Here is a 26,559-nt window from a genome sequence, read left to right as displayed (position 1 = left end):
CACGGACACGGCACGGACACGGGACCGGCCGCGCCGGGACAGGACTGGCCTGTCCCGACGCGGCCGGAGGTGCGGGTCAGTCGGTGATCGACACCGTCGAGAAGACCTCGGCGGTCAGCGGGCTGGGCTCCAGGCCCTGCACGTTCTCCGCCACCACGAGCGCCGGCGGGGAGTGCGAGATCGGGACACCGGGGAGGTAGTCCATGATCAGCCGGTTGGCCTCCTGGTACTGCTCCGTGCGGTTGGCCGGGTCGGGCTCGGCGTCGGCCTCGGCCAGCGCGGCGAAGATCTCCGGCGCGCTGAAGGAACCGAACTCCGCCGACGCCTGGTTGTTGGACTGCTCGGCGAAGAACGTGCCGATGAAGTTGTAGGCGTCGTTGTAGTCCCCGGTCCAGCCGAGCAGGTGGATGTCGGCCTGGCCGGCCTGCACGGCGTTGGTGTAGTCCGGGTTCCACGGCAGGGCCACGGGCTCGATGGTGAAGCCGGCGTCGACCAGGTTCTGGTTGATCACCTGGAACATCGCGGCCGGGTCCGGCAGGTAGGGCCGGCTGACCTCGGTCGGGTAGTAGAACCGCAGCGTCGTCCCCTCGGCGCCGGCCTCCTGCAGCAGCTGCCGCGCGCGGTCGGGGTCGTAGTCGTAGGTGGTGACGTCCTCGGCCCAGCCGTCGACGGTCGGCGGCACGAACTGGGTCGCGGCCTCCGCCCCCTCGGGCAGCAGCGAGTTCACGATCGTCTCGCGGTCGATGGCGTGGGCGATCGCCTGCCGCACCCGCGGGTCCTGCAGCGCCAGGTTCGCGTTCGTGCCGGGCACGTTCCCGCCGTTGAAGCCCAGGTACAGGATGTTGAACGGGTCGCGGACGAGGACCTGGAAGCCCTCGTCCTCCAGCGACTGGTAGTCCGCCGGCGCGACGAAGTCGTAGCCGTCGATGGAGCCGGCCTGCAGCTCCTGCCGCCGGGTGTTCTGGTCGGAGATGGTCCGGAAGATGATCGAGTCGAGCGCCGGGGCCTCGCCCCAGTAGTCCTCGTTGCGGACGATGGTGACCTCGCCGTTGCCCCGGTCCCAGCTCTCGAAGCGGAAGGGGCCGGTGCCGGTCGGGTGCTCCAGGGCGTACTCGGAGTAGCTGAGCGCGTCCTCGCTGCCGGAGAGGTTGTCGGCGTCGTACTGCTGCAGCGCCTCCGGGCTCTGGATGGAGAAGGCCGGCAGGGCCAGCGCCGACGGGAACTTCGAGGTGACCTGGGTCAGCCGGATCACCGCGGTGGATTCGTCGGTCGCCTCGCAGCTCTCGTAGATGCTGGGCGTGTCCGGCGTGCTGGCGAAGCCGCCGAAGACCGCCTGGTAGTAGTACGAGGCGCTCGGGCTGGTGGCCAGGCCCTCGAAGTTGTACCAGCGGTCGAAGTTGAAGCAGACGGCCTCGGCGTTGAAGTCGGTGCCGTCGTGGAACTGCACGCCCTGTCGCAGGTTGAAGGTGTACTCGAGGCCGTCGTCGCTGACCTCGTAGTCCTCGGCCAGCTCGGGGACCGGCTCGGTCCCGCCGAGCTCGTTGCCCAGCAGCCCCTCGTGGATTTGACGGGCGACCCGGAAGGTCTCGCCGTCGCTGCCGAACGCCGGGTCGAGCATGGCCGGGTCGCCGGCCGCGCCGAAGACGAGGGTGCCGCCGGACTGGGCCTCGCCGCCGCCCTCCCCCTCACCGGAGTCCCGGTCACTGGAGGCGCAGGCGGCCAGTGTGACGGCGGTCAGTGCGGCCGCGCCGGCGGCCAGCACGCGTGGGGGTCGACGCTGCATCGCAGGAGACCTGCCTTCTCGGCCCGGGCCTGGGCCGGATGGGATCCGGTGTGGACGGCCGTTGAACGCAAGACGTCCGAACGGCGCGCACACGGACCCTAGGCGCGGGCTGTGAGTCCCCTGAACAGGGAACGCGGCTTTCGACACCGATTCGAGACCTGGGGCTGCCCGCTCGATGCTCCCCGCTAGGCGTCGATGCGGCGGCGGCCCTCGAACGCCCGGCCCAGGGTGATCTCGTCGGCGTACTCGAGGTCGCCGCCCACCGGGAGCCCGCTGGCCAGGCGCGAGACGGCGAGCCCGAGCGGGCCGACCAGCCGGGCCAGGTAGGCCGCGGTGGCCTCGCCCTCGAGGTTGGGGTCGGTGGCGATGATCAGCTCGGTGACGGAGCCGTCCATGAGCCGGGTCATGAGCTCCTTGACCCGCAGGTCGTCGGGGCCGACGCCCTCGATCGGGCTGATCGCGCCGCCGAGGACGTGGTAGCGGCCGCGGAACTCGCGGGTCCGCTCGATGGCGACGACGTCCTTGGGCTCCTCGACGACGCAGATGACGTCGTCGGTGCGACGCGGGTCCTTGCAGATCCGGCACTGCTCGCCCTCGGCGACGTTGTAGCAGGTGACGCAGAAGCGGACCTCGGCCTGCACCCGCTGCAGGGCGGCGACCAGCCGGCCGACGTCGGCCGACTCGGCGGCCAGCAGGTGGAAGGCGATGCGCTGGGCGCTCTTGGGACCGACGCCGGGCAGACGGCCGAGCTCGTCGATGAGGTCCTGGATGGCACCCTCGTACACGGTGCTCCTCTGGGGAGAAGGGAGGCCGGCGCCGGTCAGGCGCCGGGCAGCCCGGGGAAGCCGCCGCCGAGACCGCCGGCCAGCGGACCCATGCGGTCGGCGGTGAGCTCGCTGGCCATGCGCGAGGCGTCGCGGACGGCCGCGACGACGAGGTCCTGCAGGGTCTCCACGTCGTCGGGGTCGACGGCCGACGGCGCGATCGTGACCGCCTGGAGCTCGCCGTCGCCGGTCATCGTGGCCGTGACGAGGCCGCCGCCGGCCGAGCCGGTGACCTCCTCGGAGGCGAGCTGCTCCTGCGCGGCAGCGAGGGCCTGCTGCATCTGCTGGGCCTGCTGGAGGATCGCCGACAGGTCGGGCTGGCCACCACCGGGGAACATGCCCCGAGCCTATGCCGACGGTCGGACATCCGGGGGACGGCGACCGGCACCGGCCCGGTCAGGACTCCACGGGCCGGGCACCCAGCTGGGCACGGAGCAGGGCGAGCGCCGCCTGCTCCGGGTCCATGGCGGGCTCCCGGTCGCGGGCGGGGTCGTCGGCCTCGGCTGCCCGCTGGGCCATGAGCTCGCGCGCCTCCGCGGCCTCGGCCGCCTGGGCGGCCTCCTGCGCCGCCTCGGGCGACGGCCCGGTCGCGCCTCCGCCGGAGGTGGCGCCCTCGACGACCGCCTCGACCTTCCAGCGCACGCCGAGCAGCTCGTTGAGCGCCTCGCGCAGCACGTCCTTGTTGAGGTCGTCGCCGATCCGGCGGGCCAGCGCCGGGGACGAGGTGGACAGCGTGAGGACGCTGTTGCGCAGCTCGTGGACCTGGGCGTTCTTGAGCAGCGCCTCGGTCGTGCGCTTGTGCCGCTTGACGACGGCGAGGAGCTCGGGCCACACGCGGCGGACGTCGCCGGTGGTCAGCCCGCCCTCGCCGGCTCCCCCGCTGCCTGCCGGGTCGGCGGACACCAGAGGGGTCGGCTCGCCGCCGCGCGGGGCGGGCGTGGACTCTGCGGCGGCCCGCGGCGGTGCCGCCGGCGGCCGTGGCTCGGCGACCCGGGCCGCCGCGGCACGGGCCGCGTCGGGCTGGGCCTGGTGCGACCAGTCCTCGTCGTCGGTCGGCTCGGGCGGCAGCGGGATGTCGGGCTCACCGCTGACGACGCGCGCGCCGGTCCGGGCGCCGGCCGGGGCGGGTGCCGGACGGGGCGTCGCCGAGCCCGGCTGCGTGGTCTCGGGCCAGTCGTCGGAGGCGGCTGCGGCGGCCGGGGCCGGTCGGGACGCCCCCGAGCCGGGCCGTGTGGTCTCCGGCCAGTCGTCGGAGGCGGCTGCGGCGGCCGGGGACGGGGCGGAGGACGCGGCGGAGGCCGGGGCGGCGGAGGCCGGGGCGGCAGGCGGCACGGGCCCCGGAGCCGGCTGCGCGCTGCGCTGGGAGGGGCGGACGTACGCGGGCCGCGCCGCACCGCCGCGCTCGGCGGCCGCGGGCTCGGCGCGGGCGGGTTCGGGGCGGGCGGGTTCGGGGCGGGCGGGCTCGGGGCGGGCGGGCTCGCGCACCGGCGCCGCGACGGCCGCAGGACCGGCGCCCGCCTCGGGGACCCCGCCGATCGCCAGCCGCCGCTCGAGGCGCTCGAGGCGCTGCAGCGCGCCCGTGCCGGCGTCGTCGTGAGCCGGTAGCAGCATCCGCGCGCAGACCAACTCCAGCAGCAGCCGCGGCGCGGTGGTCCCGCGCATGTCGGTCAGCCCGGCGTGCACGGTGTCGGCCAGCCGCGACAGCGTCGCCGACCCCAGCGCCCTGGCCTGCTGGACCATGAGGTCGAGCCGGTTGGGCGGGCAGTCGAGCAGGCCGTTGCCGCCGGCGTCGGGGACGGCGTCGAGGACGATGAGGTCGCGCAGCCGGTCGAGCAGGTCGGTGGCGAACCGGCGCGGGTCGTGCCCGGCCTCGACGACGCGGTCGACGGCGCGGAACACCCCCGGGGCGTCGGTGGCGGCCAGCGCGTCGATGGCCTCGTCGAGCAGCGCGTCGTCGGTGACGCCGAGCAGCCCGACGGCGCTGGCGTAGGTGACGCCCTCGGGTCCGGCGCCGGCCAGCAGCTGGTCGAGGATCGACAGCGAGTCGCGCACCGACCCGCCGCCGGCCCGCACGACCAGCGGGAACACCGTGGGCTCGACCTGCACGCCCTCGGCGGCGCAGGTCTTCTCCAGCAGGCCGCGCAGCGTCGTCGGCGGGACCAGGCGGAACGGGTAGTGGTGCGTGCGCGAGCGGATCGTGGACAGCACCTTGTCCGGCTCGGTCGTCGCGAAGACGAAGACGAGGAACTCCGGCGGCTCCTCGACCACCTTGAGCAGGGCGTTGAAGCCCTGCGTGGTCACCATGTGGGCCTCGTCGACGATGTAGACCTTGTGGCGGCTGCTGACCGGCGCGAAGAACGCCCGCTCCCGCAGGTCACGGGCGTCGTCGACACCACCGTGGCTGGCCGCGTCGATCTCGATGACGTCGAGCGAGCCGGGGCCGTCGGGCGCGAGCGCCACGCACGAACCGCACACGCCGCACGGGGTCGACGTCGGCCCCTGCTCGCAGTTGAGCGAGCGGGCGAGGATCCGCGCCGACGACGTCTTGCCGCAGCCGCGTGGCCCGCTGAAGAGGTAGGCGTGGTTGATCCGGCCGCCGTCGACGGCGTTGACCAGCGGGGTGGTCACGTGCTCCTGGCCGACCACCTCGGCGAAGGTCGCCGGGCGGTACTTCCGGTAGAGCGCCAGAGCCACGCGGCGAGGTTACGTGGCAGGGACGACGTCCCGGCAGCACCGGGACGCCGTCCGTGTCACATCGTCAGCTCGAGCAGGAACTCGATCTGCCCGCGGTCCTCGACCCGCACGAAGCCCAGGTCGGGCGCGGAGATGCCGAAGTCGGAGAACACGACCGGGACGGCGCCGGAGACCTCGACGCCCTCGGCGGTGCGGACGACGGCGAGGTCGGCCTGCACCGGGCGGGTCTGGCCGCGCAGGGTGAGGTCGCCGCTCACCGGGACCGTCACCGGGGTGCCGGACAGCTCGGGCAGGTCCACCGGCCCCTGCACGGTGAACGTGGCGGTCGGGTGCGTGGCGACGTCCATGACGTTGCTGCGGAAGTAGGCGTCGCGCTGGCCGCTGTCGGTGCTGATGCTGGCGACGTCGACGGTGACCTCCGCCGAGGCCATGTCCCCGCCCTGGACGGCGACCGAGCCGGCGACCTGCCCGGTGGTGCCGGCGACGGTCACGTTCGCCCCGTTGAGCACCTCGTCGACGCGGTATCCGGCCGAGGAGCCGGGGCCGATCGCCCAGGTCCCGTCGGTGCTCGGGGCCAGCTCGACGTCGGAGGGCTGCGCCTGCACGGTCGGGGCCGCGGCGGCGTCCTCCTCCAGGGCGGCGTAGACCAGCGGGCCCAGACCCAGGCCGAGGGCGAGCAGCGCGAGGACGCCCCCGACGATCCACCAGGCACGACGGCGGCCACGGGCCATGACGAGCTCCTCTCCTTGCCGTTTCAAGGATGCTCACCCACCAACCTGGCAGGCAGCTGTGAGACGCGCCACGGCCCCGTGACGTTCCGAAGACGAAAAGGGACCCCCCGCGCACCCGCCAGAGCCCGCTTATCCTTGCTGCCTTCCGGCCCTGGGGAGGTTCACAGGGTGACGCCACACGAGGGGTCTGCGCACCACTGTAGAGGACGCCGGCCGCTAGCCTCCCGGTCCATGACCTCCCGGCGCGCCCTCGTCCTGCCCCCGCCACGCTCCTGACCCGGAGCACCGCGGGCTGACCCCGCGGCCGGCAGCCTGCCCGGCCGCCGCTGCGCCGTGCTCCGGACTCTGTTCCCCCGTCCGGAACCAGCGCCCAGGAGCGTCGTGTCCACCCCCTCCTCCCCCGCGTCGAGCCGCGGGTTCCTCTTCGTCGTCCTCGCCTCGCTGTGCTGGGGCACCGCCGGCCTGTCCGGCCGTGTCATCACCGACCGCAGCGACCTGTCCGCCCTCGACGTCGCCTGGTACCGCCTGACCATCGGGGCGGCGGCCCTCACGGTCGCCTGGGCGGTGACGGTCGCCCGGCGCGGCCCCGCCGTCCGCGTGACCCGCCCGGTGGCCGTCCGGCTCGTCCTCGTCGGCGTGGGGCTGGCCGCCTACCAGCTCGCCTACTTCAGCGCCGTCGAGCGGGCGGGCGTCAGCATCGCCACGCTGGTCGCCCTCGGCCTGGCGCCGCTGCTCATCGCCGTCGGCGGCACCCTGCTCGGTTCCGGCCGGCCCGACGGGGCGACGCTCGTCGCCCTGACCGTCGCGCTGGTGGGACTCACCCTGCTCGTCGGCGTCTCCGCAGGCGCCGGCACGGGCACGGCGGTGCTACTCGGCGCGCTCGTCGCCAGCGGGTCGGCGCTGGGCTACGCCGTCGTCACCCTCGCCGGCGGAGGCGTGCCGGCCGGTGTCCCCGTCACCCTCGCCGGGTTCGCCGGCGGCGCGCTGCTGCTCACCCCCGTCGTCCTGGCGGATGGACCCTCGTTCCCCACGGACGGCGGCACGCTCGCCGTGCTGCTCTACCTGGGGCTGGTGCCCAGCGCACTGGCCTACGGCCTGTTCTTCACCGGCGTGCGGACGGTGCCCGGCGCGGTCGCCTCGATCGTCACGCTGCTCGAGCCGCTCGCCGCGACCGTGCTGGCCACCGCGTTCCTGGGCGAGCGGCTGGCGCCGGGGGCCGTGGCCGGGGGGCTGCTGCTGCTCGCGGCCGTGGCCGGGCTGTACCTCCACCGGATGCGGCGGTCGCCGGAGCCGGTGGCCGGGGCCTGAACGCGCGACGGGCCCCCGGCCGTCGGCCGGGGGCCCGTCGCGCACCTGCGGAGGATGGGAGATTCGAACTCCCGAGGGGTTGCCCCCAACCCGCTTTCCAAGCGAGCGCCATAGGCCACTAGGCGAATCCTCCCGTGCCGACGATCCTACCGGTCACGGGGACGCGGGTCAGCCGACGCCCCGGGACCGCCTGTCGCCCCGGGTGGTCGTCACGGCCGGCACGGGGCAGGCTGGACCGGTGCGGGTGTCGCACGGGGGCACTGCGCGGGGGCAAGGAGGAGGTAGGCGGATGAGCGATCCGGGGCAGGTCCGACCGGAGGTCGTGGACGCCATCGCGGACGTACTGCGCGGAGCCGACCCCGCGGGGCTGCCGCCCTCGGCGACGGCGGAGGAGAAGGCGGCGGCCAAGGACCGCTACCTGTCGGAGTTCGCCGCCGAGCGGGGCAAGCGCGACCGGCAGACGCGGGCCTGGGAGCTGCTGCTGACCCGCAGCTACGACGAGCCGCCGACGTGGTCCCGGCTGTTCGACGACCTCGAGCCCGACGCGGTCGAGCAGCTGGGTGAGCTCTACGACGTCCTGCCCGAGGGCGCGCAGGAGGAGTACGCGCGCCGCTACGGCGTCCCCAGCGCGGTCTGACCCTCCCCGTGCCGGGACGTCCCCGGTGGGGTAGGACACGCCGGTGACCTCGACCGTCCCGGGCCGCCTGGTGGCCGGCCGCTACCGCCTGCTGGAGCGCATCGGCGGCGGTGGCATGGGCGCGGTGTGGCTCGGGCGCGACGAGCTCCTCGACCGGCAGGTGGCCGTCAAGCAGGTCCTGCTGGCGGCCGGCGCCGACCCGGAGACGACCGACCAGCAGCGCCTGCGGGCCCTGCGCGAGGGCCGGATCGCCGCGCGGCTGAGCCATCCGCACGCGATCTCGGTCTACGACGTCGCGCTCGAGCAGGGTGTGCCGTGGCTGGTGATGGAGTACCTGCCCTCCCGCAGCCTGGCCGAGGTGCTCGCCGAGGACGGGCCGCTGCGTACCGACCAGGCGGCGCAGGTCGGTGCCCAGCTCGCCGACGCGCTGGCGGCGGTGCACGCGGCCGGCATCGTGCACCGGGACGTCAAGCCCGCCAACGTGCTCATCGGCCGCGGCGACCGCATCGACGGCCTGGTCAAGATCACCGACTTCGGCATCTCGCACGCCAGCGGTGACGTCACGCTCACGCAGACCGGCCAGATCACCGGGACGCCGGCCTTCCTCGCCCCCGAGGTCGCGCAGGGCAGCGAGATGACGCCCGCCAGCGACGTCTTCTCCCTCGGCGCCACGCTCTACACCTGCGTGGAGGGCCAGCCGCCGTTCGGCATGGACGACAACGCGCTGCGCCTGCTGCACCGGGTGGCCGGCGGGGAGATCCGGCCGCCCCGGCACGCCGGGTCACTGGAGCGCCCGCTGCTGCGGATGCTCGCCCGGGACCCCGCCGACCGGCCGGGGATGCCCGAGGTCCGCGACGTCCTGGTGAAGCTCGCCGCCGGCCGCGACGGCGACCCGACGACGGTGCTCCTGGCCCGCACCGACCTGCAGACCCCGCGCGGCCGGAACCGGACCGCCCGGTTCGCCGCCGAGCCGCAGCGCACCGGCCCGCCGACCGCCGTCCAGCCCGTCGTCGCCCCGGCGGACGCTCCGCCGGACCCGCCGGGCCCGCCGGTCCGGCAGGACCCGCCGACCCTCTCGGAGCCGCCCGCCCCCACCCCGGGACCGGAGCCGGGACCCGGCCCGGCGTCCGGTCCCCCGTCCGTCCCGCCCGACGAGCGGCCGGTGCCGCTGGTCGGCCCCCGCAAGCGCCGCCGCGGTCCGCTGCTGGTCGCCGCGCTGGTGCTGCTCGTGGTGCTGGCGGCGCTCGGCACCTGGCTCGCCCTGCGCGGCGGCGACGGCGGCAGCCCGTCGGCCGGCCCGACGTCGCCGGGTCCGGCCGGCGCGACCACGTCGGAGAGCGCCGACTCCACGACCGAGCCGGCACCGGCGCCGGAGGAGCCCACCGAGGACACCGCGGAGGAGGCGCCCGCGACGGACGCCGAGGAGTCGGCGTCCGACCCCGCTGCCGACCCGGCGGACGAGGTGCGCCAGACCCTCGAGGAGTACTACGAGTACCTGCCCGGCGACCCGGAGAGCGCCTACGCGATGACCGGGCCGAGCCTGCGGTCGCGGGCGAGCCTCGGCTACTACAGCGACTTCTTCGGCCGCTGGGACGAGGTGTCGCTGATCGACGTGCAGGACGTCACCGACGAGGGCGACAGCCTCACCGCGACCAGCCGGGTGGAGTTCGTCCGGCCCGGGGAGCGCCTGGTGGAGACGCACGCGGTGACCTTCGTCCGCGGGGACGACGGCGAGCTGCTGGTCGACCTCGACGTGGTGGCCTGACCCGCCCCGCCGACACCCGGAGACGACGACGGCGGCGCCCCGCTCAGGGGCGCCGCCGTCGTGGACCGCTGGCGGTGGCGGTGGGATTTGAACCCACGGAGGCTTGCACCTCACACGCTTTCGAGGCGTGCTCCTTCGGCCGCTCGGACACGCCACCGCCGAAGAGACTACAGGCCCCGCTTCCGGCGGAAGAACGCGCGTAGGAGTGTCGCGCTCTCCTCGGCGCGCACCCCGCCGGTCACCTGCGGGCGGTGGTTGAGCCGGCGGTCGCGGACGACGTCCCACAGCGACCCGGCGGCCCCGGCCTTCGGGTCGTCGGCGCCGTAGACGACCCGCTCGACCCGGGCCAGCACGCTCGCGCCGGCGCACATCGTGCAGGGCTCGAGCGTGACGACGAGCGTCGCGCCGGTCAGCCGCCACCCGTCGCCGTGCACCCCGGCGGCCGCGCGCAGGGCCAGCACCTCGGCGTGCGCGGTGGGGTCGCCCCGCTTCTCGCGCTCGTTGGCCGCCTCGGCCAGCACCGCGCCGTCGGGACCGAGGACGACGGCGCCGATCGGGGTGTCGCCCCACTCCTGCGCCGCGGCGGCCAGCCCGAGCGCACGGCCCATCGCCGCGTCGACGACGTCGTCCGGCGGGCTCACGCGCGGGCGCCGGCCAGGGGGAGGCCGACCAGCGCGGACAGCTCGGCCAGCGCGTCGGCGGGGTCGGCCACCTTGATCGTGTGCATGCCCAGCGCGCGGGCCGGCTTGAGGTTGATCCCCAGGTCGTCGAGGTAGGCGCAGTCGGCGAAGGCGAGGTCCCGGCCCGTGGCCTCGTTGAGCCGCGCCAGTGCCCGCCGGTAGATCTCCGGCTCGGGCTTGCGCACCCCCTCCAGCGAGGACTCGACGACGGCGTCGAACAGATCGAGCAGCCCGGCCAGCCGGCCGGTGCGCTCCATGGGCGCGACGTTGTTCGACAGCATCCCCAGCGGCAGCCCGGCGGCCCGCAGGCTGCGGACCGCCTCGACCATCTCCGGGCGGACCTCCCCCGACAGCGCGGCCAGCACCCGGCGGGCATCGACCCGGTGCCCGGCGGCCAGCGCCTCGGCCTCGAAGGTGTCGACGAACCCCTCGACGTCGAGCTCGTTGCGCTCGTACCGCGCCCAGGCGTTGGCGTCCGGGTTGGTGCTGTTGAGCCGCCGGATGAGCCCGTCCGGAAGCCCGGCCTCGGCCTCGTAGGCGGCGAAGGCCGGCATCGGGCTCTCGGTGATGACGCCGCCGAGGTCGAAGACCACGGCCGACACCGTGGCGGTCATGCGCCCACCGCCGCGGCCAGCTCGTCGGCGAAGCCCAGCCGGGCGGCGATCCGCGCGACCATCTCGTCGGCCCACAGGTCGTCGGCGGTCACGATCGGCCGCAGGTCGTCCGCGGGCAGTCCGTCGTCGGAGAACACGTCCAGGTCCCCTCCCGGCCATCCGGTCTCGTCGTCGTCGAAGGCGCCGTCCTCGTCGACGGCGATCCCGTACCGCTCGACCACCTCGGCGCCGAGCACCCACTCCTGCATGGTGGCGTCGGAGATCAGCGCCCGGACCATGCCACCGGGGCCGTGCCGCAGCACGACGAAGTACAGCCGCGAGTCGACGACGACGACGAACGGCGGCGGCCACTCCTCCGCACCCGGCTCCCCCAGCGCCCGTTCGAGGACCGGCAGCTCGTCGGAGGCGTCGGCGGCCAGCAGCTGCACCCGCCACCCGCCGCCGCGGCGGCTGACCCGCACCGCCCAGCTCGGCGGCCACGTGCTCGCCGGCAGGGCCGGCTCCGGGGCGCTCACCGGACCCGCAGCACGGTCAGGCCGTCGGCGAGCGGCAGCAGCACCGTCTCGAACCGCGGGTCGGTGGCCAGCGCGGCGTTGAGCGCGACGAGCACGTGGTCCTCCTCCGAGACCGGCGCCAGGACCCGGCCGCTGCGCAGCGTGTTGTCCAGCAGGACGACCCCGCCCGGCCGCATCCGCGGGTGCAGCTCCTCGACGTAGGCGGGGTACCCGGCCTTGTCGGCGTCGACGAAGGCCAGGTCGAACACCGGCTCGACGGGCACCGCGCGCAGCAGGTCCAGCGCCTCCCCCAGGCGCAGCTCGACCCGGTCGGCGACGCCGGCGCGCTCCCAGTGGCGGCGCGCGATCGCCGTCCACTCCTCGCTGCGGTCCAGGCACAGCAGCCGGCCGCCGTCGGCCAGCCCGCGGGCGATGCACAGCGCGGAGAAGCCGGTGAACGTGCCGATCTCGACCGCCCGCCGGACGCCGAGCGCGCCGGTGAGCAGCTGCATGAGCACGCCCTGCTCGACCGCGACCTGGAACGTGGCCGGGACCTCGCCCCGGTCGGCGAGCTCCGCGGTCTCGGCCACCAGCGCGGCGGCCACCTCGTCCAGCGGTTCGGAGCTGGCCCGCACGTAGTCGGAGACCTCCTGCGTCAGGAGGAACGACCGCGGCGTCACGGGCTGTCCAGCGCGGGGGTCACGGACGGCGGGGTCATAGCCTCTGATCATGGCCGATGCCGCACCCGACGACGGAGCCGAGGTCGACCCCGCGCTGTTCGACCGCCTGGCGGCCGACCCGCTCGCCGAACTGCTGGGCATCGAGCTCCAGCAGGTGCAGCCCGGCTACGCCCGCGCGGGCATGACCGTGGGCCCCCGGCTGCTCAACGCCCTGGGCACCGCGCACGGCGGCGCGACGATGGCGCTGCTCGACGTCGTCCACGCCGCGGTGAGCAACAGCCACGGCACGGTGGCCGTCGCGCAGGACGTGCACACCGAGTTCCTGACCGCCGGCCGGCCCGGTGAGCGGCTGGTCGCCGAGGGCACCGAGCTGCACCGCGGCCGCCGCACCGCCGTCTACCGCATCGACGCCCGCGGGGAGGACGGCCGGCTCGTGGCGACCGCGCTGGCCCGCGTCTTCCGCACCGACCAGCCGTGGGGGCCGCCGGCATGACCCTCCCCGTCCCCACCATGCCGAGGCCGCCGGTCGCGGTGGTCGGCCTGGGCCAGCTCGGCGGGTCGCTGGCCGCCGCGCTCGTCGCGGCCGGCCGCGAGGTGTCCGGGTGGGACGTCGACCCGGCGGCGCGCGAGGCGGCCGCGGCGCGCGGCGTGCGCACCACGCGGGAGCTCGGCGGCGTCGTCGTCCTGGCGGTGCCGCTGCCGGCGATGGCCGGCGCGCTCGACGGTCTCGACGTCGACCCGGCCGCCACCGTCACCGACCTCGGCTCGGTGAAGGTCCCCGTGCTGGCCTCGGTGGGCGCGGCACTCGGCGACCGGTTCGTGGGCGGGCACCCGATGGCCGGGACGGAACGGTCCGGCCACACCGCCACCGACCCCGGCCTGTTCCAGGGTGCGCGGTGGGCGCTGTGCCTGGAGCCGGGCACCGACCTGCGACGCTGGCTGCGGGCGGCGGAGGTGGCCCTCGACGCCGGCGCCGAGGTGGTGCCGGTGACCGCCGCCGAGCACGACGACGCCGTGGCCGCGGTCAGCCACGTGCCCCACCTGCTGGCCGCGGCGCTGGCCGCGGCGGTCGGCGAGGCGGGGCCGCTGGCGCTCGCGCTGGCGGCCGGCAGCTTCCGCGACGGCACGCGGGTGATCGGCAGCGACCCGGCCCTCGTCACCGCGATGGTCGAGGGCAACGCCGGTCCGACGGCGGCCGCACTGGCGCGGGTGCGCGTGCAGCTGGACCGGCCGTGGCCCGACCTGGTCGCCGCGGGGCACGAGGTGCGCACCGCCACCGCCGGCCGGCGCGCGGTCCGGGTGCCGCTGGACCGGGCGGCACTGCTGGCGCTGGGCCGGGCCGGCGGCGCGGTCACCCAGCGGCTGGCCGCCTTCGTCGAGGGCTGGGTGCCCGAGCGCTGACCGTTTCGCCTCCGCTGCGGCGGGCAGGGAGCGGTCATGGACGACAGCGAGATCCGCAGCCGCATCGACGCGCTGGTCGAGGAGGAGCACCGGCTACGCGACAGCGGGGAGCACACCGACGAGCAGCGCGCCCGGCTCCGGCAGATCGAGGAGGAGCGGGACCAGCTCTGGGACCTGATCCGCCAGCGGGACGCCAAGCGGCAGTACGACGAGGACCCCGACAGCGCCGAGGTGCGCCCGAGGTCCGAGGTCGAGGGCTACCTCCAGTAGTCGAAGGACCCCCTGCCCCCACCACTCGCGAGCTCGCGGCGGAACCCTGCAGGGGGCCGATCAGGCGGAGTCGCGGACCGGCCGACGGTGGCCGGCATCGTGGTGACCGGTGCCCAGCAGGGCGAGCTGCCACAGCAGCCGGGCCCGGGGGTCGGTGAGCTTGCGGCCGGTCACCGACTCGATGCGCCGCAGCCGGTGCATGACCGTGTTGCGGTGGCAGTACAGGAGGTCGGCGGCACGGGTCGGTGAGGCGTCGGCGTCGAGGAAGGCCGACAGCGTCTCCAGCAGCACCTCGCGCTCGTCCCCGGGCAGCTCGAGCAGCCGGCCGAGGGTCTGGCCGACCAGCCGGGACATGATCTCCGGGGAGTTGCTCAGCAGCGCCTCGGGCAGCCGGTCGTCGATGGTCACCACCCGCGCGGCGCCGTCGGGCAGAGTGCGCGCGGCGGTCTCGGCCAGCCGGTACGCGCCGGCCACGGCCGCCGCGCCCTCGACCACCGAGGACACCCCCACCGGGCCGGTGGCCACCGCGCCCAGCCAGGCCAGCAGCTCCGGCAGCCGGCGGGCGCCCAGCCCGACCACGCCCACCGAGGCCTGCGACCGGGTGCCCCACGCGGAGCGGATGCCGCGCTTGAGGAGCGCCGCCGCCGGGTCCAGGGGCTCGTCGCCCTCGTCACGCACCGGGGCGACGACGACCGCCAGCCGTCCCGCCAGCGGCACCGACAGCAGCTCGGCCGCGGTGCGGGCGAACGCGGGATCGCCCCCGCGGCCGTCGAGGAGCCCGTCGAGCAGCCGCTGCCGCTCGACGGCGTCGAGACCCGAGCGGCGCCGCTCCTCGGCCCGGTAGCCCTCCGCGGCGGCGCTGCACCCGCGGTCGTTGGTGCGCCACAGGGAGCCGGCGACCTCGAGCAGCAGCCCGTCGTCGTGCCGGTCGCCCTGGCGGGAGAGCGCGACCAGCGCCTCCCAGGTGATCTGACCGCCGAGCCGGTAGGCGCGCAGCACGGCCTCCAGCGGGATGCCCTGGGCGGCCCGCAGGCGGCCGACGGCGCGGGCGCCCTCGGCGTGGCTCTGGTGGTAGGCGGCGGGCACGTCGGGCCGCAGCCCGCGGACGCCGACCTCGAGGTTGCGCCGCAACGTCGCGCGCATCTGCGGATCACCGCCGGCCATGGCCTCGCGGTACGCAGGCTCGGTCTCGACGAGGATCTCCACCATCCGGTCGGTCATCTCGTCGAGCCGGTCCAGCAGCACCGGCACGAGTTCAGCGAGGCGCTCCTCGACCCCCCAGGGGGCAGTCCGCACGCGATCACCTCCGGTGTTCATCGCACAGAGCACAACACGTGGCACCCATCACTGTGCGGTCAGCCCATTGTGACGGCCCTCACCGGCCAGCAGTCTCATACGGACGTAGCCGTGACCCAATCGACGCGCGAGTGCGCCCGGCGGGACCGAGCGACCTCCCCGACGCAGAGGAGACGTGGGCACCTTGGCGCAGCCGCCGGACACCACAGGCAGCAGCACCCCGTACGAGGACCGATCGCCCACCGCCCGGCTCGAGATGACCGGGATCAGCGTCGCCTTCGGCGGGATCAAGGCCCTGACCGACGTGTCGCTGACCGTCGAGCCGGGTCAGGTGCACGGCCTCATCGGACCGAACGGGGCCGGCAAGACGACGATGTTCAACGTCGCCTGCGGGCTGGTCCGGAACACCGAGGGCCGGATCACCTGGCGAGGCGAGGAGCTGCGGCGGCTCCGACCCGCTCAGCTGTCCAAGCTGGGCATCGCCCGCACCCTGCAGGGCGTGGGCCTGTTCCCCGGCCTGACCGTGCTCGAGAACGTGATGGTCGGCGCGCACAAGCACGCCCGCGCCGGCTTCTTCTCGGCGCTGTTCGCCATCCCGACCTCCGACAAGGACGACGCCCGGCTGCGCGAGCGGGCCATGACGTCGCTGGCCGAGCTCGACGCCGACGGGTACGCCGCCCGCTACCCCGGCAGCCTCCCCTACCCCGTGCAGAAGCGGGTGGCGCTGGCCCGCGCGCTGGTCGCCGAGCCCGAGCTGCTGCTGCTCGACGAGCCGGCCAGCGGTCTGAGCGAGGAGGAGATGCGCGAGCTGGGCGACCTCATCAGTCACCTCTCGGGCCGGATGAGCGTCCTGCTCGTCGAGCACCACATGGACCTGGTCATGCGCGTGTGCGACCAGATCACCGTCCTGGACTCCGGCAAGCAGATCGCCGCCGGCACCCCGGCGGAGGTCCAGAACGACCCGGCGGTCACCGAGGCCTACCTCGGCGACGCCGTCGACGACACGACCGACGTCAGCGAGCTGGCGGGCATCGACGGGGGGACCCAGCGTGGCTGAGGCGCACGGCAGCACCGCGGCAGGCGCCGCCGGGGTCGGCCTGTCGAAGGGCGACACCGGCCGGGGCGCGGCGACGGGGAGCAGCGTGATCGCCGGCGGCGGGACCGCGACGGCGCAGGGCGTCCTCGAGGTCGAGGGCCTGTCGGCGTCCTACGGCCCCGTGAAGGCGCTCGACGGCGTCACCCTGCGCGCCGAGCAGGGCCGGATCACCGCGGTGCTGGGGGCCAACGGCGCGGGCAAGACGACGCTGCTGCGCACCATCAGCGGTCTGGTCCGCCCGACCGCCGGCCGGGTCCTCCTCAACGGCGAGGACGTCACCCGGTCACCGGTCGAGGCGATGGTCACCAAGGGCATGTCGCACGTGCCGGAGGGCCGCGGCGTCATCGCCGAGCTGACCGTCGACGAGAACCTGCGGGTCGGCTCGCTGTTCCGCGGCAAGGTGGGGCAGGACGAGTTCGACCGGGTCTACGACCTCTTCCCGCGGATCAAGGAGCGCCGCACCTCGACGGCGCACACGCTCTCGGGCGGCGAGCGCCAGATGCTGGTCATCGGCCGCGCACTGCTGGCCCGGCCGAAGCTGCTGCTGCTCGACGAGCCCTCGCTGGGCCTGGCCCCGCGGATCGTGGCGCAGATCTTCGCGCTGCTCCGCAGGCTCGTCGACACCGAGGGCCTGTCGGTGCTGCTGGTGGAGCAGAACGCCCGCAGCGCGCTGTCCGTGGCCGACACCGGGGTCGTCCTCAACCTCGGCCGCGTCGTGGTCACCGACGACGCCCACCGGCTCGCCGGCGACGAGGACCTCCGCCACGCCTACCTGGGCTTCTAGCCCCTCCCGCTCCTCCGCGACGCCAGGAAGGCAGCCCCCACGTGCAGCAGTTCGTCAACCTCACCCTCGGCGGGGTGATCATCGGCGCGGTCTACGCCGCCTTCGCCCTCGCCCTGGTGCTGATCTGGCGGTCCACCCGGATCGTCAACTTCGCGCAGGGCGCGATGGCCGCCCTCACGACCTTCATCGCCCTGTCCCTCATCGAGGGCGGCCAGTCCTACTGGGTCGGCCTGGCCGTCGCCCTGGTCGCCGGGCTGGTCATCGGCGCCGTCGTCGAGCGCGTGGTCATCCGGCCGGTCGAGGGTGGCCCGGAGCTCAACGCGGTCATCGTCACGCTCGGTCTGTTCATCGCCATCCAGGCGCTGATCTCGGTGCTGTTCGGGGTCAACCAGCGCGCGTTCGTCGCACCGTTCTCCACGATCGGCTTCAGGGCCGGCGACTTCACGCTCGCGCTGAGCCCCAACACGCTGTTCACCCTCGGCGCGGTCCTGCTGGTGATGGTCGGGCTCATCGCGCTGTTCCGCTTCACCCGTGTCGGCCTGGCGATGCGGGCCTCGGCCTTCGGCCAGGAGGTCGCCCGGCTGCTCGGCGTCCGGGTCGGCCGGATGCTCACCCTCGGCTGGGCGCTGGCCGCCGTCGTCGGGTCGCTGGCCGGCATGCTCATCGCCGCCGAGGTCACCTTCGTGGCGCCCACGTTCATGGACTCGCTGATCGTCTTCGGCTTCGTCGCCGCGGTCCTCGGCGGCCTGGACTCCCCGATCGGCGCCGTCGTCGGCGGGCTGCTGCTCGGGCTGGCGCTCAGCTACGTCCGCGGCTACATCGACGACACCCTCGTCGGCCTCGCCGCGCTGGTCATCCTCGTCGTGGTCCTGCTCGTGCGGCCCGGCGGCCTCTTCTCGACGACCCAGACGCGGAGGGCATAGCACCGTGAGCGACCTGCAGACCCCCGCCTCGTCCCCGGCCGCCGGCGCGGCCACCTCCGAAGCGCCGAGCACGGCCACCGCCGCGAGCAACGCCAGCTCCGCGCAGGCTGCCGGCGGCCGCACGTTCCTGCCGCGGAACACGCTGCTGCGGCACCTGCTCGTGCTGGTCCTCTGCGCCGTCGGCGCGGTGATCCTGCTGGAGTCGACCGACCTCGGTTTCAACGCCCAGATCGGCTACGTCGCCTTCTACGCGATCGCAGCCGGCGGCCTGACCCTCCTGACCGGCCTCAACGGTCAGATCTCCCTCGGCCACGGCGCCCTCATGGCCGTCGGCGCGTACACGACGGCCCTGCTGCTCGACGTCGAGGAGCCGCTGCCGCTCATCGTCATCTTCCTGGCCGCGGTGGCGCTCACGTCGGTCGTGGGCGCGATCGTCGGGGTGGCCGCGGCCCGCCTGCACGGCCCCTACCTGGCCGGCGCGACGCTCGCCCTGGCGGTCGGCCTGCCGGGCCTGGCGCTGTACTTCCGGAGCTTCCTCGGCGGCGAGCAGGGCCTCACGGTGTCGTCCCCGGACCGCCCGGACTGGTTCGTCGAGGGCATCCGCACGCTGTCGGGCAACTCCGCCTCGGGCGTCAAGTGGATCGCCTACATCGCGGTCGCGTGCCTGCTGATCACCTACTTCCTGCTGGCCAACCTGATGCGCAGCCGGGTCGGGCGCACGTGGCGGGCGGTGCGTGACCAGGAGGTGGCCGCCGAGCTCGCCGGCATCAACCTCGGCACGTGGCGGGTGCTGGCCTTCCTGGTCAGCGCGGCCGCGGCGGGGCTGGCGGGAGCCGTGCTGGCGCTCGTCGTCCGCCTGACCGCACCGACCGCCTTCACCATCGTCCTGTCCCTGTCCCTGCTGACCGCCATCGTCATCGGCGGTCTGGGCAGCCTCCTCGGGGCGCTCATCGGCTCGGCGCTGCTGGTGTTCCTGCCGCGCGTGCTCCGGGACGCCGGTGAGTCGCTGGACATGGACGCCGCCCAGGCCGCCGAGATCTCCTACGTCGTGTACGGCGTGATCCTCGTGCTGGTCATGCTGTTCGCCCCGGCCGGTCTGGTCGGGTCGATCCGGCTGGCCTGGATGAAGCAGCGCGCCCGCCGGGCCGGCGCGCGCACCGGGGGGTGAGCAGCCGGGACCCCGTCGGCTGTCCCCCGATCCGGCCCAGCGGCCGGCTCAGCTCCACTGACCCCATCCAGACCCCCCGGGCACAGGCGCCCGGGTTCGCTCCAGAGGAGAACCGTTGACAAGATCCTCACGACGCCTCGTCAGCTTCGTGGCCGCGGCGACCGTCGCCACCACCCTGGCCGCCTGTGGCGGCGGCGACTCCGGTGGGGGTGGCGGGGGCGGCGACAGCGCGGAGAACGAGGCCTCCGACATCGGCATCACCGAGGACAGCATCAAGCTCGGCGCGCACTACCCGCTGACCGGCGTCGCGGCGCCCGGCTACAGCGAGATCCCGACCGGTGTCCAGGCGTACTTCGACTTCGTCAACGCCAACGGCGGGGTCAACGGCCGGCAGATCGAGTTCGTCTACCGCGACGACGCCTACAACCCGACCAACACCAGCCAGGTCGTCAACCAGCTCGTCCTCGAGGACGAGGTGTTCGCCATCATGTCGGGCCTCGGCACGCCGACCCACAACGCGGTCACCGACTTCCTCAACAGCGAGGGCGTGCCCGACCTGTTCGTGTCGTCGGGCTCGCGCCTGTGGGACGACCCGGAGGAGAAGCCCTACACCTTCGGCTGGCAGCCCGACTACGAGATCGAGGGCAAGATCATCGGTCAGTACGTGGCCGAGAACTTCCCCGACGCCAAGGTCGGCCTGTTCCTCCAGGGCGACGACTTCGGCGAGGACGGCTCGGCCGGCGCCCGTCAGTTCCTCGAGGACCAGATCGTCGCGGAGGAGACCTACGTCCCGGGCAACACCGACGTCCGTCCGCAGATCTCCGCCCTGCAGGCCGCCGGGGCGGACTTCATCCTCGGCTTCAACGTGCCCAGCTACACGGCGCTGTCGCAGCTGACCGCGCTCCAGCTCGGCTACGACCCGCAGTGGTTCTACTCGAACGTCGGCTCGGACCCGGTGCTGGTCGGCTCGCTGCTGGCCCGCTTCTCCGAGGGCGCGATCAGTGACGCCAGCCTGCTCGACGGCGTGCTGACCACCGAGTACATCCCCGGCGTGGACAACCCGGACAACGAGTGGACCCAGCTGTGGCAGCGGGTCTGGGAGGAGTCCGGCCAGGAGGGCGAGCTCAGCAACTACCGCGCCTACGGCATGTCGCAGGCCTACACGATGGTGCAGGCGCTGCAGTCCGCCGGTCAGAACCCGACGCGTGACGACCTGGTCGCCGCCGTCGAGCAGGCCGGGTCCGAGTGGCAGGGCCCGGGCTTCGCGCCCTTCCGCTACTCGGAGGACAAGCACGCCGGCTACAGCGGCATGCTCGTCAGCCGGCTGCTGGGTGAGGGCTCGGAGGAGCTGACGCCGGTGCTCGTCACCGACAACGGCGACGCCGAGATCACCGAGGCCGAGAACGAGCCGGCCAGCCCGCCGGAGAGCGGCATCCCGGACGAGGAGCCGATCAACTGAGCGAGGACCCCGTTTTCTCGGGGTCGCTCTGACCGACGAACGGGCCGTCGGTCCCCTCCCGGGGACCGGCGGCCCGTTCGCCGTTCCGGGTGGGGGAGGGGACACTCAGCTCCCGAAGTGTCGGGAGTTGATCTCCGGGTAGGGGATGCTGCAGGTCCTGCGCACGGTGCGGGACGGCGAGACGACGGGAGCAGGCATGGTGCGTGCGGCACGGACGATCCGGCGGGCGGTGGTGACCGGCGGGGCCGGCTTCCTCGGGTCCCACCTGTGCGAGCACCTGCTCGAGCGCGGCGTCGAGGTGGTGTGCCTCGACAACTTCTTGACCGGCACGCCCGAGAACGTCGTCCACCTGATGGAGCACCCCGGCTTCCGCCTGGTGCGCTGCGACGTCACCGACTTCGTGCACGTGCCCGGCCCGGTGGACCTCGTGCTGCACTTCGCCTCGCCGGCCAGCCCGCTGGACTACCTGAAGATGCCGATCGAGACGCTCAAGGTCGGCAGCCTCGGCACGTTGCACACGCTCGGCCTGGCGCACGAGAAGGGCGCCCGCTACGTGCTGGCCTCGACCTCCGAGGTCTACGGCGACCCGCTGGTGCACCCGCAGCCCGAGGAGTACTGGGGCAACGTCAACCCGGTCGGCCCGCGCGGCGTGTACGACGAGGCCAAGCGGTTCAGCGAGGCGATGACCACCGCCTACCGGACGTCGAAGGGCACCGACACCGGCATCGTGCGGATCTTCAACACCTACGGCCCCCGGATGCGCCCCGACGACGGCCGCGCGATCCCCGCGTTCGTCGGCCAGGCACTGGCCGGGCGCCCGCTGACCGTCGCCGGCGACGGCTCGCAGACCCGCTCGATCTGCTACGTCGACGACACCGTCCGCGGCATCCTCGCCCTGGCCTGGTCCGACCAGCCGGGGCCGGTGAACATCGGCAACCCCGACGAGCTGTCGATGCTGCGGCTGGCGCAGTGGATCGTCGAGCTGACCGGGTCGTCGTCGGAGATCTCCTACATCGACCTGCCCGTCGACGACCCGAAGGTCCGCCGCCCCGACACCCGGCGGGCCGAGGAACTGCTCGGCTGGCGACCCACGGTCCCCTCCGAGGAGGGCCTGCGCCGCACGGTGGCCTGGTTCGCCGAGCAGCGGGAGACCGCCGCGCTGCGCGCGGGCTGACCCTCCGGGGGCCGGACCCGGTGAGTGTGCGGTCCCACCCCACCCTGTCCCGATTCACCTCTACGCTGGTGCGCGGCGGTCCAGAGGCACGCCGAGGAACCGGACACCGACGGAGAGCGATCGATGGGCCGCCACGCCGACACCACCTCCGCGCGCCGCGTACAGCGACCTGCACCCGTCGCGCTGATCGTCGCGCTCGTCGTCGTGGCTCTCGTGGCCGGCGGCGTGGTGTGGTGGCTGGCCGGCTCGGGCAGTGGCGACGGCTGCGAGACCACCCGCACGATCCGGGTCACCGTCGCCCCCGAGCTCGGCGACGTCGCCCAGGAGCTCCTCGCCGAGCCGCAGGACCTCGGTGGCGGCGCCTGCGCGGCGGCCGAGGTCACCGCTCAGGAGCCGCTGCAGACCGTCGGCGACCTCGGCGCCCTCGGGGGGTCCGGGCTGCCGCAGGTGTGGGTGCCCGACAGCTTCCTGTGGGCGGTCCGCGCCGGCGACGCCCCGCTCGACGCGTCGGGCTCCATGGCCACCTCTCCGGTGGTCCTGGGCACGAGCAGCGCGGCCGCCGACGAGCTGGGCTGGAGCGCCTCGCCGCCGCCGTGGAGCCAGGCGCTCTCCGGTGCGCGCCCGGTCGCCGTCCCGGACCTCGCCACCAGCGCCGAGGGCGTCGCCGCGCTGGCCGCCGTCCGCTCGTCGCTGGGTGGCGGGGACGCCGCGGACAACGCCGTCGTGCAGGCCGTGCTCGCCGCGCGCCGCGGCCCGTCCGTCACCCCCGCCGAGGCGCTCGCCGCGGCCCAGGCCGGCGACGCCGCAGCCCCGCTGCTGCCGATGAGCGAGCAGGAGGTCATCAGCGTCAACCGCGGCGCCGAGGACTCCTCGCTGGTCGCCGTCTACCCGGCCGAGGGTTCCCCCGCCCTGGACTACCCGGTGCTGCGGGTGGGCTCCCCCGGTGACGACGACCGCGCCGCCGTGGACGCCGTCGTCCGCAGGCTGACCTCGGAGGCCGCGCGCACCGCCGTCCTGGACGCCGGCTTCCGGGACGCGGAGGGGACCGCGCCGACCGACCCGGGCCCCGGCGTGCAGGAGGAGGCGCCCGAGGTGCTCGCGGTCGACGGCGAGCAGGTGACGGACCTGCTGGCCGAGCTCGCCCGGCTGGCCGCCCCGTCCCGGCTGCTGACGGTCATGGACGTGTCGCAGTCGATGGAGGCCCCCGCCGGGGACGGCACGCGCGCCACCCTGATGCGCGACGCCGCTCTCAGCGCCCTGGAGCTCCTGCCGGGCAACGCGTCGGGCGGCATCTGGGCCTTCGCCTACCAGCTGCAGGGCGAGCAGGACTGGATCGAGCTCGCCCCCATCCGCGAGATGGACGCCGACGTCGACGGCGGCACGCAGCGCGAGTTCCTGGCCGAGCAGTTCGAGTCCCTCCCCGACCGGCTGTCCCCCGGCGGCACGGGCCTGTTCGACACGGCCCTCGGGGCGGTGCGCGCGGCGCGGGAGCAGTACGACCCGGACGCCGTGAGCAGCGTCGTGCTCATCACCGACGGCACGAACGAGGACTCCAGCGGCATCCCGCTGGACGAGCTGCTGCAGACGCTGCGGGACGAGGCCGACCCGCAGCGGCCGGTGAAGGTCATCGGCGTCGCGCTCGGCCCGGACGCCGACATCGCGGCGCTCGAGCAGATCGCGTCGGCCACCGGTGGGGCCGCCTACTCCGCCGTCGACCCGACCGACCTGCAGGACGTCCTCTTCGACGCCCTCCGCCAGCGTTAGGCGAGGAGCCGGTCCAGCGCGGCGGTCACCTCGTCGACGGTGATCCGCGCCAGGGCCGGGTCCAGCTCGGTGCCCCACGGGTCGCCGGCGCCGTCCCCGTGCCACAGGACGAGGTGTTGCGGCCGCGGCGGCGGGCCCCACAGCGCCGGGGACACCGGGCCGAAGAGCACCACGGAGGGACGGCGGTAGGCGGTGGCCAGGTGCGCCACGCCGGTGTCGCCGCTGACGACGACCCGGGCGGTGGCCACCGTGGCGGCCAGCTCGAGGGTCGACGTCGTCCCGGCGAGCACCGCATCCTCCCCCAGCCCTGCCCCGCGAGCGACGGCGCAGGCCAGGTCCCGCTCGGCCGGACCGCCGGTGATCCGGACGTCGTGCCCGGCGTCGGCGAGGGAGCGCGCCACGGCGGCGAACCGCTCGGCGGGCCAGCGCCGACCGGGAAAGGCCGCACCGGGGTGCACCAGCACGGCCCCGGTCACCGGCGGGGACACGGCCGGGACGGCGAGGTCGAGGGCGTCGGGGTCGGCCGCGACGCCCAGGCCCTCGGACACCAGCCGGCACCAGCGCCGGACCTCGTGCTCGTCGGCGTACCAGGTCGGGCCGGGATAGCCGGGGCTGGCGAAGGTCAGCAGCCGCGCCGGGTGCAGGTCGGCGACGACGACGTGCGAGGCCGGCCCCTTGCCGTGCAGGTCGACGGCGAGCTCGGGCGGCGGCCCGTCCCAGTCCAGCGGCGCGAGCTCGCGGGCGGGCAGCACCTCGTCGACGGCGTCGACCAGGCCGGCCAGCGGCGCGAGCGCGGTCGTCGTCGCGAGGACCAGCCGGTGGCCCGGCACGGCGGCCCGCACCGCCCGGATCGCCGGGACGCCGGTGAGCAGGTCGCCGAGCCCGAGCGGCCGCAGGACGACCGCCACCGGCCGCCCGTCCGGCGCTGCAGGAGTGGCCATCTCCGCCGCTAGACCCGTGAGCGCTCGACCAGGGCGGTGGTCGAGTGGCCGTCGAGGTAGGGCAGGACGACGGCCTGGCCGCCCCACTGGCGCAGCACCGCGGCCTCGGGCAGATCGGCGCCGGCGTAGTCGCCGCCCTTGGCCCAGACGTCGGGCCGCAGCCGGTCGAGCACCTCGGCGGGGGTGTCCTCGCCGAACACCACGACGGCGTCGACGAACTCCAACGCCTCGAGCACCCGCGCCCGGTCGGCGGCGGTCACCAGCGGCCGGGAGGGGCCCTTGAGCCGGCGCACCGAGTCGTCGGAGTTGATGCACACCACCAGGCAGTCGCCGAGCCCGCGGGCGGCGCGCAGCGTGGCCACGTGGCCGGCGTGCAGCAGGTCGAAGCAGCCGCCGGTGGCCACCACGGTCCCGCCGGAGGCGCGCACCCGCGCCAGCAGGGAGGAGACGCCGTCCTCGGCGGCCACGTCCGGCTCGCGCACGGTCGAGGCGTCCCACGCCGAGGCGCCTCCCGCGGCCACGAACCGCCCGGCGAAGGCGACAGCGGCGGCCACCGCCTCGCCGGTCACCGCGCCGTCGGCCAGCGCGAGGGCGGCCGCGGCGGCGAAGGAGTCACCGGCGCCGCACGGGTCGCCACCGGTGACCGGGACGGCGGGCACGACCATCGGCGCGCCCTCGCCGTAGGACAGCAGCGCGCCGCGGGCGCCCAGGGTGACCGCGACCGCGCCCACGCCCCAGTGCCGGATCAGCGCCTCCGCCCGCGCGCCGACGGCGGCCAGGCCGTCGCCCTCGGCCGGCACGCCCCCGGCGGCGGCCACGCGGGCGGCCTCGGACGCGTTGGGGGTGACCAGTCGCACCGAGGGCACCGGGTCGGCGCCGCGCGGGTGCGGGTCCCAGACCACCGGCCCGCGCGCCCCGGCCAGCGCGGCACGGACGGCGGGGTCGGACGTCGTGCCGCGCCCGTAGTCGGCGACGAGCACGGCCGCGGCGTCGCGGATGGCGGCGGTCGCCCCGGCCGGGAGCTCGCCGAGGGTGACGGTGGCCGAGCCGCTGTCGAGGCGCACCACCGAGTGGTCGCCCACGCGCACCCGCTGCTTGACCGCGGTCCCGCCGGTGGCCGGGACGGCGACCAGCCGCACCCGTCCGGCCAGCAGCGCCCGCAGCCGCGTGGCGCCCTCGTCGTCGGCGAGCGGGGCGACGAGCACGACCTCGCGGCCGGTGGCCTGCGCCGCGACGACGGCGGCCAGCGCGGCACCGCCGGGGCGCTCGCGGGTCTCCAGGTCCTCGACCACCGGCACCGGTGCGTCCGGGGTCAGCCGCGAGGCGCTGCCGACCAGGTCGACGTCGAGCAGCGCGTCACCGACGACGACGACGGCTCCCCCGCCCGCCCCACTCACCGGGCGACCCCGAGGCGCGTCTGCGGCACCCCGGCCGGCTCGGCCAGCACCGCGGCGTCGAAGGCCGCGCACAGCAGGTGCAGCGCCACCAGGTGGCACTCCTGCACGGTCGCCGTCCACGGGGAGTCGACGCAGACCGCCTCGTCGGAGGCCGCGGCCAGCGGGTTGGGTGCCGGGCCGGTGATCGACAGGACGGTGATGCCGCACTCGCGGGCCCGGCGGGCCGCCGCGACGGCGTTGGGCGAGCGGCCCGACGTCGACAGCAGCACCAGGACGTCGCCGGCGCGGCCGTGCGCCTCGACCTGGCGGGCGAACAGCTCGTCGGCCGGGTAGTCGTTGGCGATCGCGGTCAGCGAGGAGGTCTCGGCGGTCAGGCAGATCGCGGAGAACGGCGGCCGGTCGGCGCGGTAGCGGCCCACCAGCTCGGCGGTCAGGTGCTGCGCCTGCGCGGCGCTGCCCCCGTTCCCCGCGGCCAGCAGGCGCCCGCGGGACTCGCCGCACAGGACGTCGGCCAGCAGCCGGCCCCAGCGGTCGAGGGTGTCGACCGACCCGTCGAGGCTGCGCAGCGCCGCCGTCAGCGAGGCCACGTGGTCGCGGCCGGTGAGGTGGGTGCAGGCGTCGGGCGAGACGACCTCGCCTGCGGAGTGGGGAGCGGCGCTCATCGGGTCGCCTCCAG

Annotated in this window: 26 protein-coding genes, 2 tRNA genes and 1 other RNA gene; 13 read left to right on the top strand and 16 right to left on the bottom strand. The window is 75.1% G+C overall.

What is annotated here, in order from left to right:
• Positions 1–76: 76 nt before the first annotated feature.
• The 6 genes from BM414_RS01400 to ffs form a co-directional block, all read right to left on the bottom strand.
• Positions 77–1,783: an ABC transporter substrate-binding protein gene (locus tag BM414_RS01400; RefSeq protein ID WP_093577646.1), complete on the bottom strand. Its 1,707-nt coding sequence runs from the start codon at positions 1,781–1,783 to the stop codon at positions 77–79.
• A gap of 185 nt (positions 1,784–1,968) precedes the next feature.
• Entirely contained in the window at positions 1,969–2,568 is a 600-nt protein-coding gene (recR, locus tag BM414_RS01395) for a recombination mediator RecR (RefSeq protein ID WP_093577645.1), read from the bottom strand.
• Positions 2,569–2,603: 35 nt separating this feature from the next.
• On the bottom strand, positions 2,604–2,945 hold the full coding sequence (locus tag BM414_RS01390) for a YbaB/EbfC family nucleoid-associated protein (RefSeq protein WP_093577644.1): 342 nt from the start codon (positions 2,943–2,945) through the stop codon (positions 2,604–2,606).
• 58 nt (positions 2,946–3,003) lie between these two features.
• On the bottom strand, positions 3,004–5,301 hold the full coding sequence (locus tag BM414_RS01385; protein WP_093577643.1) for a DNA polymerase III subunit gamma and tau: 2,298 nt from the start codon (positions 5,299–5,301) through the stop codon (positions 3,004–3,006).
• Positions 5,302–5,357: 56 nt separating this feature from the next.
• Positions 5,358–6,032: a YceI family protein gene (locus BM414_RS01380; protein ID WP_093577642.1), complete on the bottom strand. Its 675-nt coding sequence runs from the start codon at positions 6,030–6,032 to the stop codon at positions 5,358–5,360.
• A gap of 95 nt (positions 6,033–6,127) precedes the next feature.
• Positions 6,128–6,223, bottom strand: an RNA gene (gene ffs, locus BM414_RS01375) — signal recognition particle sRNA small type.
• Positions 6,224–6,413: 190 nt separating this feature from the next.
• Here ffs and BM414_RS01370 point away from each other — a divergent pair.
• Positions 6,414–7,340, top strand: coding sequence for a DMT family transporter (locus BM414_RS01370; RefSeq protein ID WP_093577641.1), 927 nt, complete (start codon positions 6,414–6,416; stop codon positions 7,338–7,340).
• Between the two features lie 48 nt (positions 7,341–7,388).
• On the opposite strand, the gene BM414_RS01365 is transcribed toward BM414_RS01370, so the two are convergent.
• Positions 7,389–7,473 (bottom strand) — tRNA-Ser (locus BM414_RS01365).
• A gap of 156 nt (positions 7,474–7,629) precedes the next feature.
• On the opposite strand from BM414_RS01365, the gene BM414_RS01360 reads away from it, so the two are divergent.
• Both BM414_RS01360 and BM414_RS01355 read left to right on the top strand, forming a co-directional pair.
• The gene (locus BM414_RS01360) at positions 7,630–7,977 is read left to right on the top strand and encodes a hypothetical protein (protein WP_093577640.1); all 348 of its coding nucleotides are present in this window, start codon (positions 7,630–7,632) and stop codon (positions 7,975–7,977) included.
• Positions 7,978–8,020: 43 nt separating this feature from the next.
• The gene (locus tag BM414_RS01355; protein ID WP_217644462.1) at positions 8,021–9,742 is read left to right on the top strand and encodes a serine/threonine-protein kinase; all 1,722 of its coding nucleotides are present in this window, start codon (positions 8,021–8,023) and stop codon (positions 9,740–9,742) included.
• 69 nt (positions 9,743–9,811) lie between these two features.
• On the opposite strand, the gene BM414_RS01350 is transcribed toward BM414_RS01355, so the two are convergent.
• From BM414_RS01350 to BM414_RS01330, 5 genes are all read right to left on the bottom strand, one after another.
• Positions 9,812–9,899 (bottom strand) — tRNA-Ser (locus BM414_RS01350).
• A 10-nt stretch (positions 9,900–9,909) separates the two neighbouring features.
• The gene (locus tag BM414_RS01345; protein ID WP_245784383.1) at positions 9,910–10,383 is read right to left on the bottom strand and encodes a nucleoside deaminase; all 474 of its coding nucleotides are present in this window, start codon (positions 10,381–10,383) and stop codon (positions 9,910–9,912) included.
• Positions 10,380–11,036, bottom strand: a complete 657-nt coding sequence (locus BM414_RS01340; RefSeq protein WP_093577639.1) for an HAD-IA family hydrolase — start codon at positions 11,034–11,036, stop codon at positions 10,380–10,382. The genes BM414_RS01345 and BM414_RS01340 overlap by 4 nt, the downstream gene beginning before the upstream one ends.
• Entirely contained in the window at positions 11,033–11,551 is a 519-nt protein-coding gene (locus BM414_RS01335; RefSeq protein ID WP_245784382.1) for a tRNA adenosine deaminase-associated protein, read from the bottom strand. Before BM414_RS01335 ends, BM414_RS01340 begins: the two co-directional genes overlap by 4 nt.
• Positions 11,548–12,210: an O-methyltransferase gene (locus BM414_RS01330; RefSeq protein ID WP_093577638.1), complete on the bottom strand. Its 663-nt coding sequence runs from the start codon at positions 12,208–12,210 to the stop codon at positions 11,548–11,550. Before BM414_RS01330 ends, BM414_RS01335 begins: the two co-directional genes overlap by 4 nt.
• A 49-nt stretch (positions 12,211–12,259) precedes the next feature.
• Between BM414_RS01330 and BM414_RS01325 the strand changes: the two genes are divergently transcribed.
• From BM414_RS01325 to BM414_RS01315, 3 genes are read left to right on the top strand one after another with little or no spacing between them, the layout of a single operon-like run.
• Entirely contained in the window at positions 12,260–12,703 is a 444-nt protein-coding gene (locus BM414_RS01325) for a PaaI family thioesterase (protein WP_093577637.1), read from the top strand.
• Positions 12,700–13,611, top strand: a complete 912-nt coding sequence (locus BM414_RS01320) for a prephenate dehydrogenase/arogenate dehydrogenase family protein (protein ID WP_093577867.1) — start codon at positions 12,700–12,702, stop codon at positions 13,609–13,611. Before BM414_RS01325 ends, BM414_RS01320 begins: the two co-directional genes overlap by 4 nt.
• A 36-nt stretch (positions 13,612–13,647) precedes the next feature.
• Positions 13,648–13,881: a DUF2630 family protein gene (locus BM414_RS01315; protein WP_093577636.1), complete on the top strand. Its 234-nt coding sequence runs from the start codon at positions 13,648–13,650 to the stop codon at positions 13,879–13,881.
• Positions 13,882–13,941: 60 nt separating this feature from the next.
• Here BM414_RS01315 and BM414_RS01310 read toward each other — a convergent pair whose 3' ends face one another.
• Positions 13,942–15,177: a PucR family transcriptional regulator gene (locus BM414_RS01310; RefSeq protein WP_245784381.1), complete on the bottom strand. Its 1,236-nt coding sequence runs from the start codon at positions 15,175–15,177 to the stop codon at positions 13,942–13,944.
• Between the two features lie 175 nt (positions 15,178–15,352).
• Between BM414_RS01310 and BM414_RS01305 the strand changes: the two genes are divergently transcribed.
• The 7 genes from BM414_RS01305 to BM414_RS01275 all read left to right on the top strand — a co-directional run bounded on the left by BM414_RS01305 (position 15,353) and on the right by BM414_RS01275 (position 23,545).
• A complete protein-coding gene (locus BM414_RS01305; RefSeq protein ID WP_093577634.1) occupies positions 15,353–16,234 on the top strand; it encodes an ABC transporter ATP-binding protein in 882 nt (293 codons plus the stop codon).
• Positions 16,227–17,057, top strand: a complete 831-nt coding sequence (locus BM414_RS01300) for an ABC transporter ATP-binding protein (protein ID WP_245784380.1) — start codon at positions 16,227–16,229, stop codon at positions 17,055–17,057. The genes BM414_RS01305 and BM414_RS01300 overlap by 8 nt, the downstream gene beginning before the upstream one ends.
• Positions 17,058–17,098: 41 nt before the next feature.
• Positions 17,099–17,980: a branched-chain amino acid ABC transporter permease gene (locus BM414_RS01295; protein ID WP_093577633.1), complete on the top strand. Its 882-nt coding sequence runs from the start codon at positions 17,099–17,101 to the stop codon at positions 17,978–17,980.
• Between the two features lie 4 nt (positions 17,981–17,984).
• Positions 17,985–19,148: a branched-chain amino acid ABC transporter permease gene (locus BM414_RS01290; RefSeq protein ID WP_093577632.1), complete on the top strand. Its 1,164-nt coding sequence runs from the start codon at positions 17,985–17,987 to the stop codon at positions 19,146–19,148.
• 115 nt (positions 19,149–19,263) lie between these two features.
• On the top strand, positions 19,264–20,607 hold the full coding sequence (locus BM414_RS01285; RefSeq protein WP_245784379.1) for an ABC transporter substrate-binding protein: 1,344 nt from the start codon (positions 19,264–19,266) through the stop codon (positions 20,605–20,607).
• A 196-nt stretch (positions 20,608–20,803) separates the two neighbouring features.
• Positions 20,804–21,781, top strand: coding sequence for a UDP-glucuronic acid decarboxylase family protein (locus BM414_RS01280; protein WP_093577865.1), 978 nt, complete (start codon positions 20,804–20,806; stop codon positions 21,779–21,781).
• Between the two features lie 123 nt (positions 21,782–21,904).
• Complete coding sequence (locus BM414_RS01275; protein ID WP_093577630.1) at positions 21,905–23,545, top strand: VWA domain-containing protein; 1,641 nt, start codon at positions 21,905–21,907, stop codon at positions 23,543–23,545.
• Here BM414_RS01275 and BM414_RS01270 read toward each other — a convergent pair.
• The 3 genes from BM414_RS01270 to BM414_RS01260 are packed head-to-tail and all read right to left on the bottom strand — an operon-like array spanning position 23,542 to position 26,545.
• Positions 23,542–24,486: a glycosyltransferase family 9 protein gene (locus BM414_RS01270; RefSeq protein ID WP_245784378.1), complete on the bottom strand. Its 945-nt coding sequence runs from the start codon at positions 24,484–24,486 to the stop codon at positions 23,542–23,544. The two genes, BM414_RS01275 and BM414_RS01270, sit on opposite strands and share 4 nt — an antisense overlap.
• An 8-nt stretch (positions 24,487–24,494) precedes the next feature.
• On the bottom strand, positions 24,495–25,883 hold the full coding sequence (gene rfaE2 / locus BM414_RS01265) for a D-glycero-beta-D-manno-heptose 1-phosphate adenylyltransferase (RefSeq protein ID WP_093577628.1): 1,389 nt from the start codon (positions 25,881–25,883) through the stop codon (positions 24,495–24,497).
• Positions 25,880–26,545: a D-sedoheptulose-7-phosphate isomerase gene (locus tag BM414_RS01260; RefSeq protein ID WP_093577627.1), complete on the bottom strand. Its 666-nt coding sequence runs from the start codon at positions 26,543–26,545 to the stop codon at positions 25,880–25,882. Before BM414_RS01260 ends, rfaE2 begins: the two co-directional genes overlap by 4 nt.
• Between the last annotated feature and the right edge of the window lie 14 nt (positions 26,546–26,559).

Source organism: Geodermatophilus amargosae (assembly GCF_900116515.1).
GTDB classification, from domain to species: Bacteria; Actinomycetota; Actinomycetes; order Mycobacteriales; family Geodermatophilaceae; genus Geodermatophilus; species Geodermatophilus amargosae.
Note: the sequence above shows the minus strand (reverse complement) of the source record. Positions and strands in the feature narration are given on the sequence as shown.

Coding starts and splice junctions, on each gene's coding strand:
- BM414_RS01400 (WP_093577646.1), bottom strand. CDS start 1,783: ATGCAGCGTCGACCCCCACGCGTGCTGGCCGCCGGCGCGGCCGCACTG.
- BM414_RS01390 (WP_093577644.1), bottom strand. CDS start 2,945: ATGTTCCCCGGTGGTGGCCAGCCCGACCTGTCGGCGATCCTCCAGCAG.
- BM414_RS01380 (WP_093577642.1), bottom strand. CDS start 6,032: ATGGCCCGTGGCCGCCGTCGTGCCTGGTGGATCGTCGGGGGCGTCCTC.
- BM414_RS01360 (WP_093577640.1), top strand. CDS start 7,630: ATGAGCGATCCGGGGCAGGTCCGACCGGAGGTCGTGGACGCCATCGCG.
- BM414_RS01340 (WP_093577639.1), bottom strand. CDS start 11,036: ATGACCGCCACGGTGTCGGCCGTGGTCTTCGACCTCGGCGGCGTCATC.
- BM414_RS01325 (WP_093577637.1), top strand. CDS start 12,260: ATGGCCGATGCCGCACCCGACGACGGAGCCGAGGTCGACCCCGCGCTG.
- BM414_RS01320 (WP_093577867.1), top strand. CDS start 12,700: ATGACCCTCCCCGTCCCCACCATGCCGAGGCCGCCGGTCGCGGTGGTC.
- BM414_RS01315 (WP_093577636.1), top strand. CDS start 13,648: ATGGACGACAGCGAGATCCGCAGCCGCATCGACGCGCTGGTCGAGGAG.
- BM414_RS01280 (WP_093577865.1), top strand. CDS start 20,804: ATGGTGCGTGCGGCACGGACGATCCGGCGGGCGGTGGTGACCGGCGGG.
- BM414_RS01275 (WP_093577630.1), top strand. CDS start 21,905: ATGGGCCGCCACGCCGACACCACCTCCGCGCGCCGCGTACAGCGACCT.
- BM414_RS01270 (WP_245784378.1), bottom strand. CDS start 24,486: ATGGCCACTCCTGCAGCGCCGGACGGGCGGCCGGTGGCGGTCGTCCTG.
- BM414_RS01260 (WP_093577627.1), bottom strand. CDS start 26,545: ATGAGCGCCGCTCCCCACTCCGCAGGCGAGGTCGTCTCGCCCGACGCC.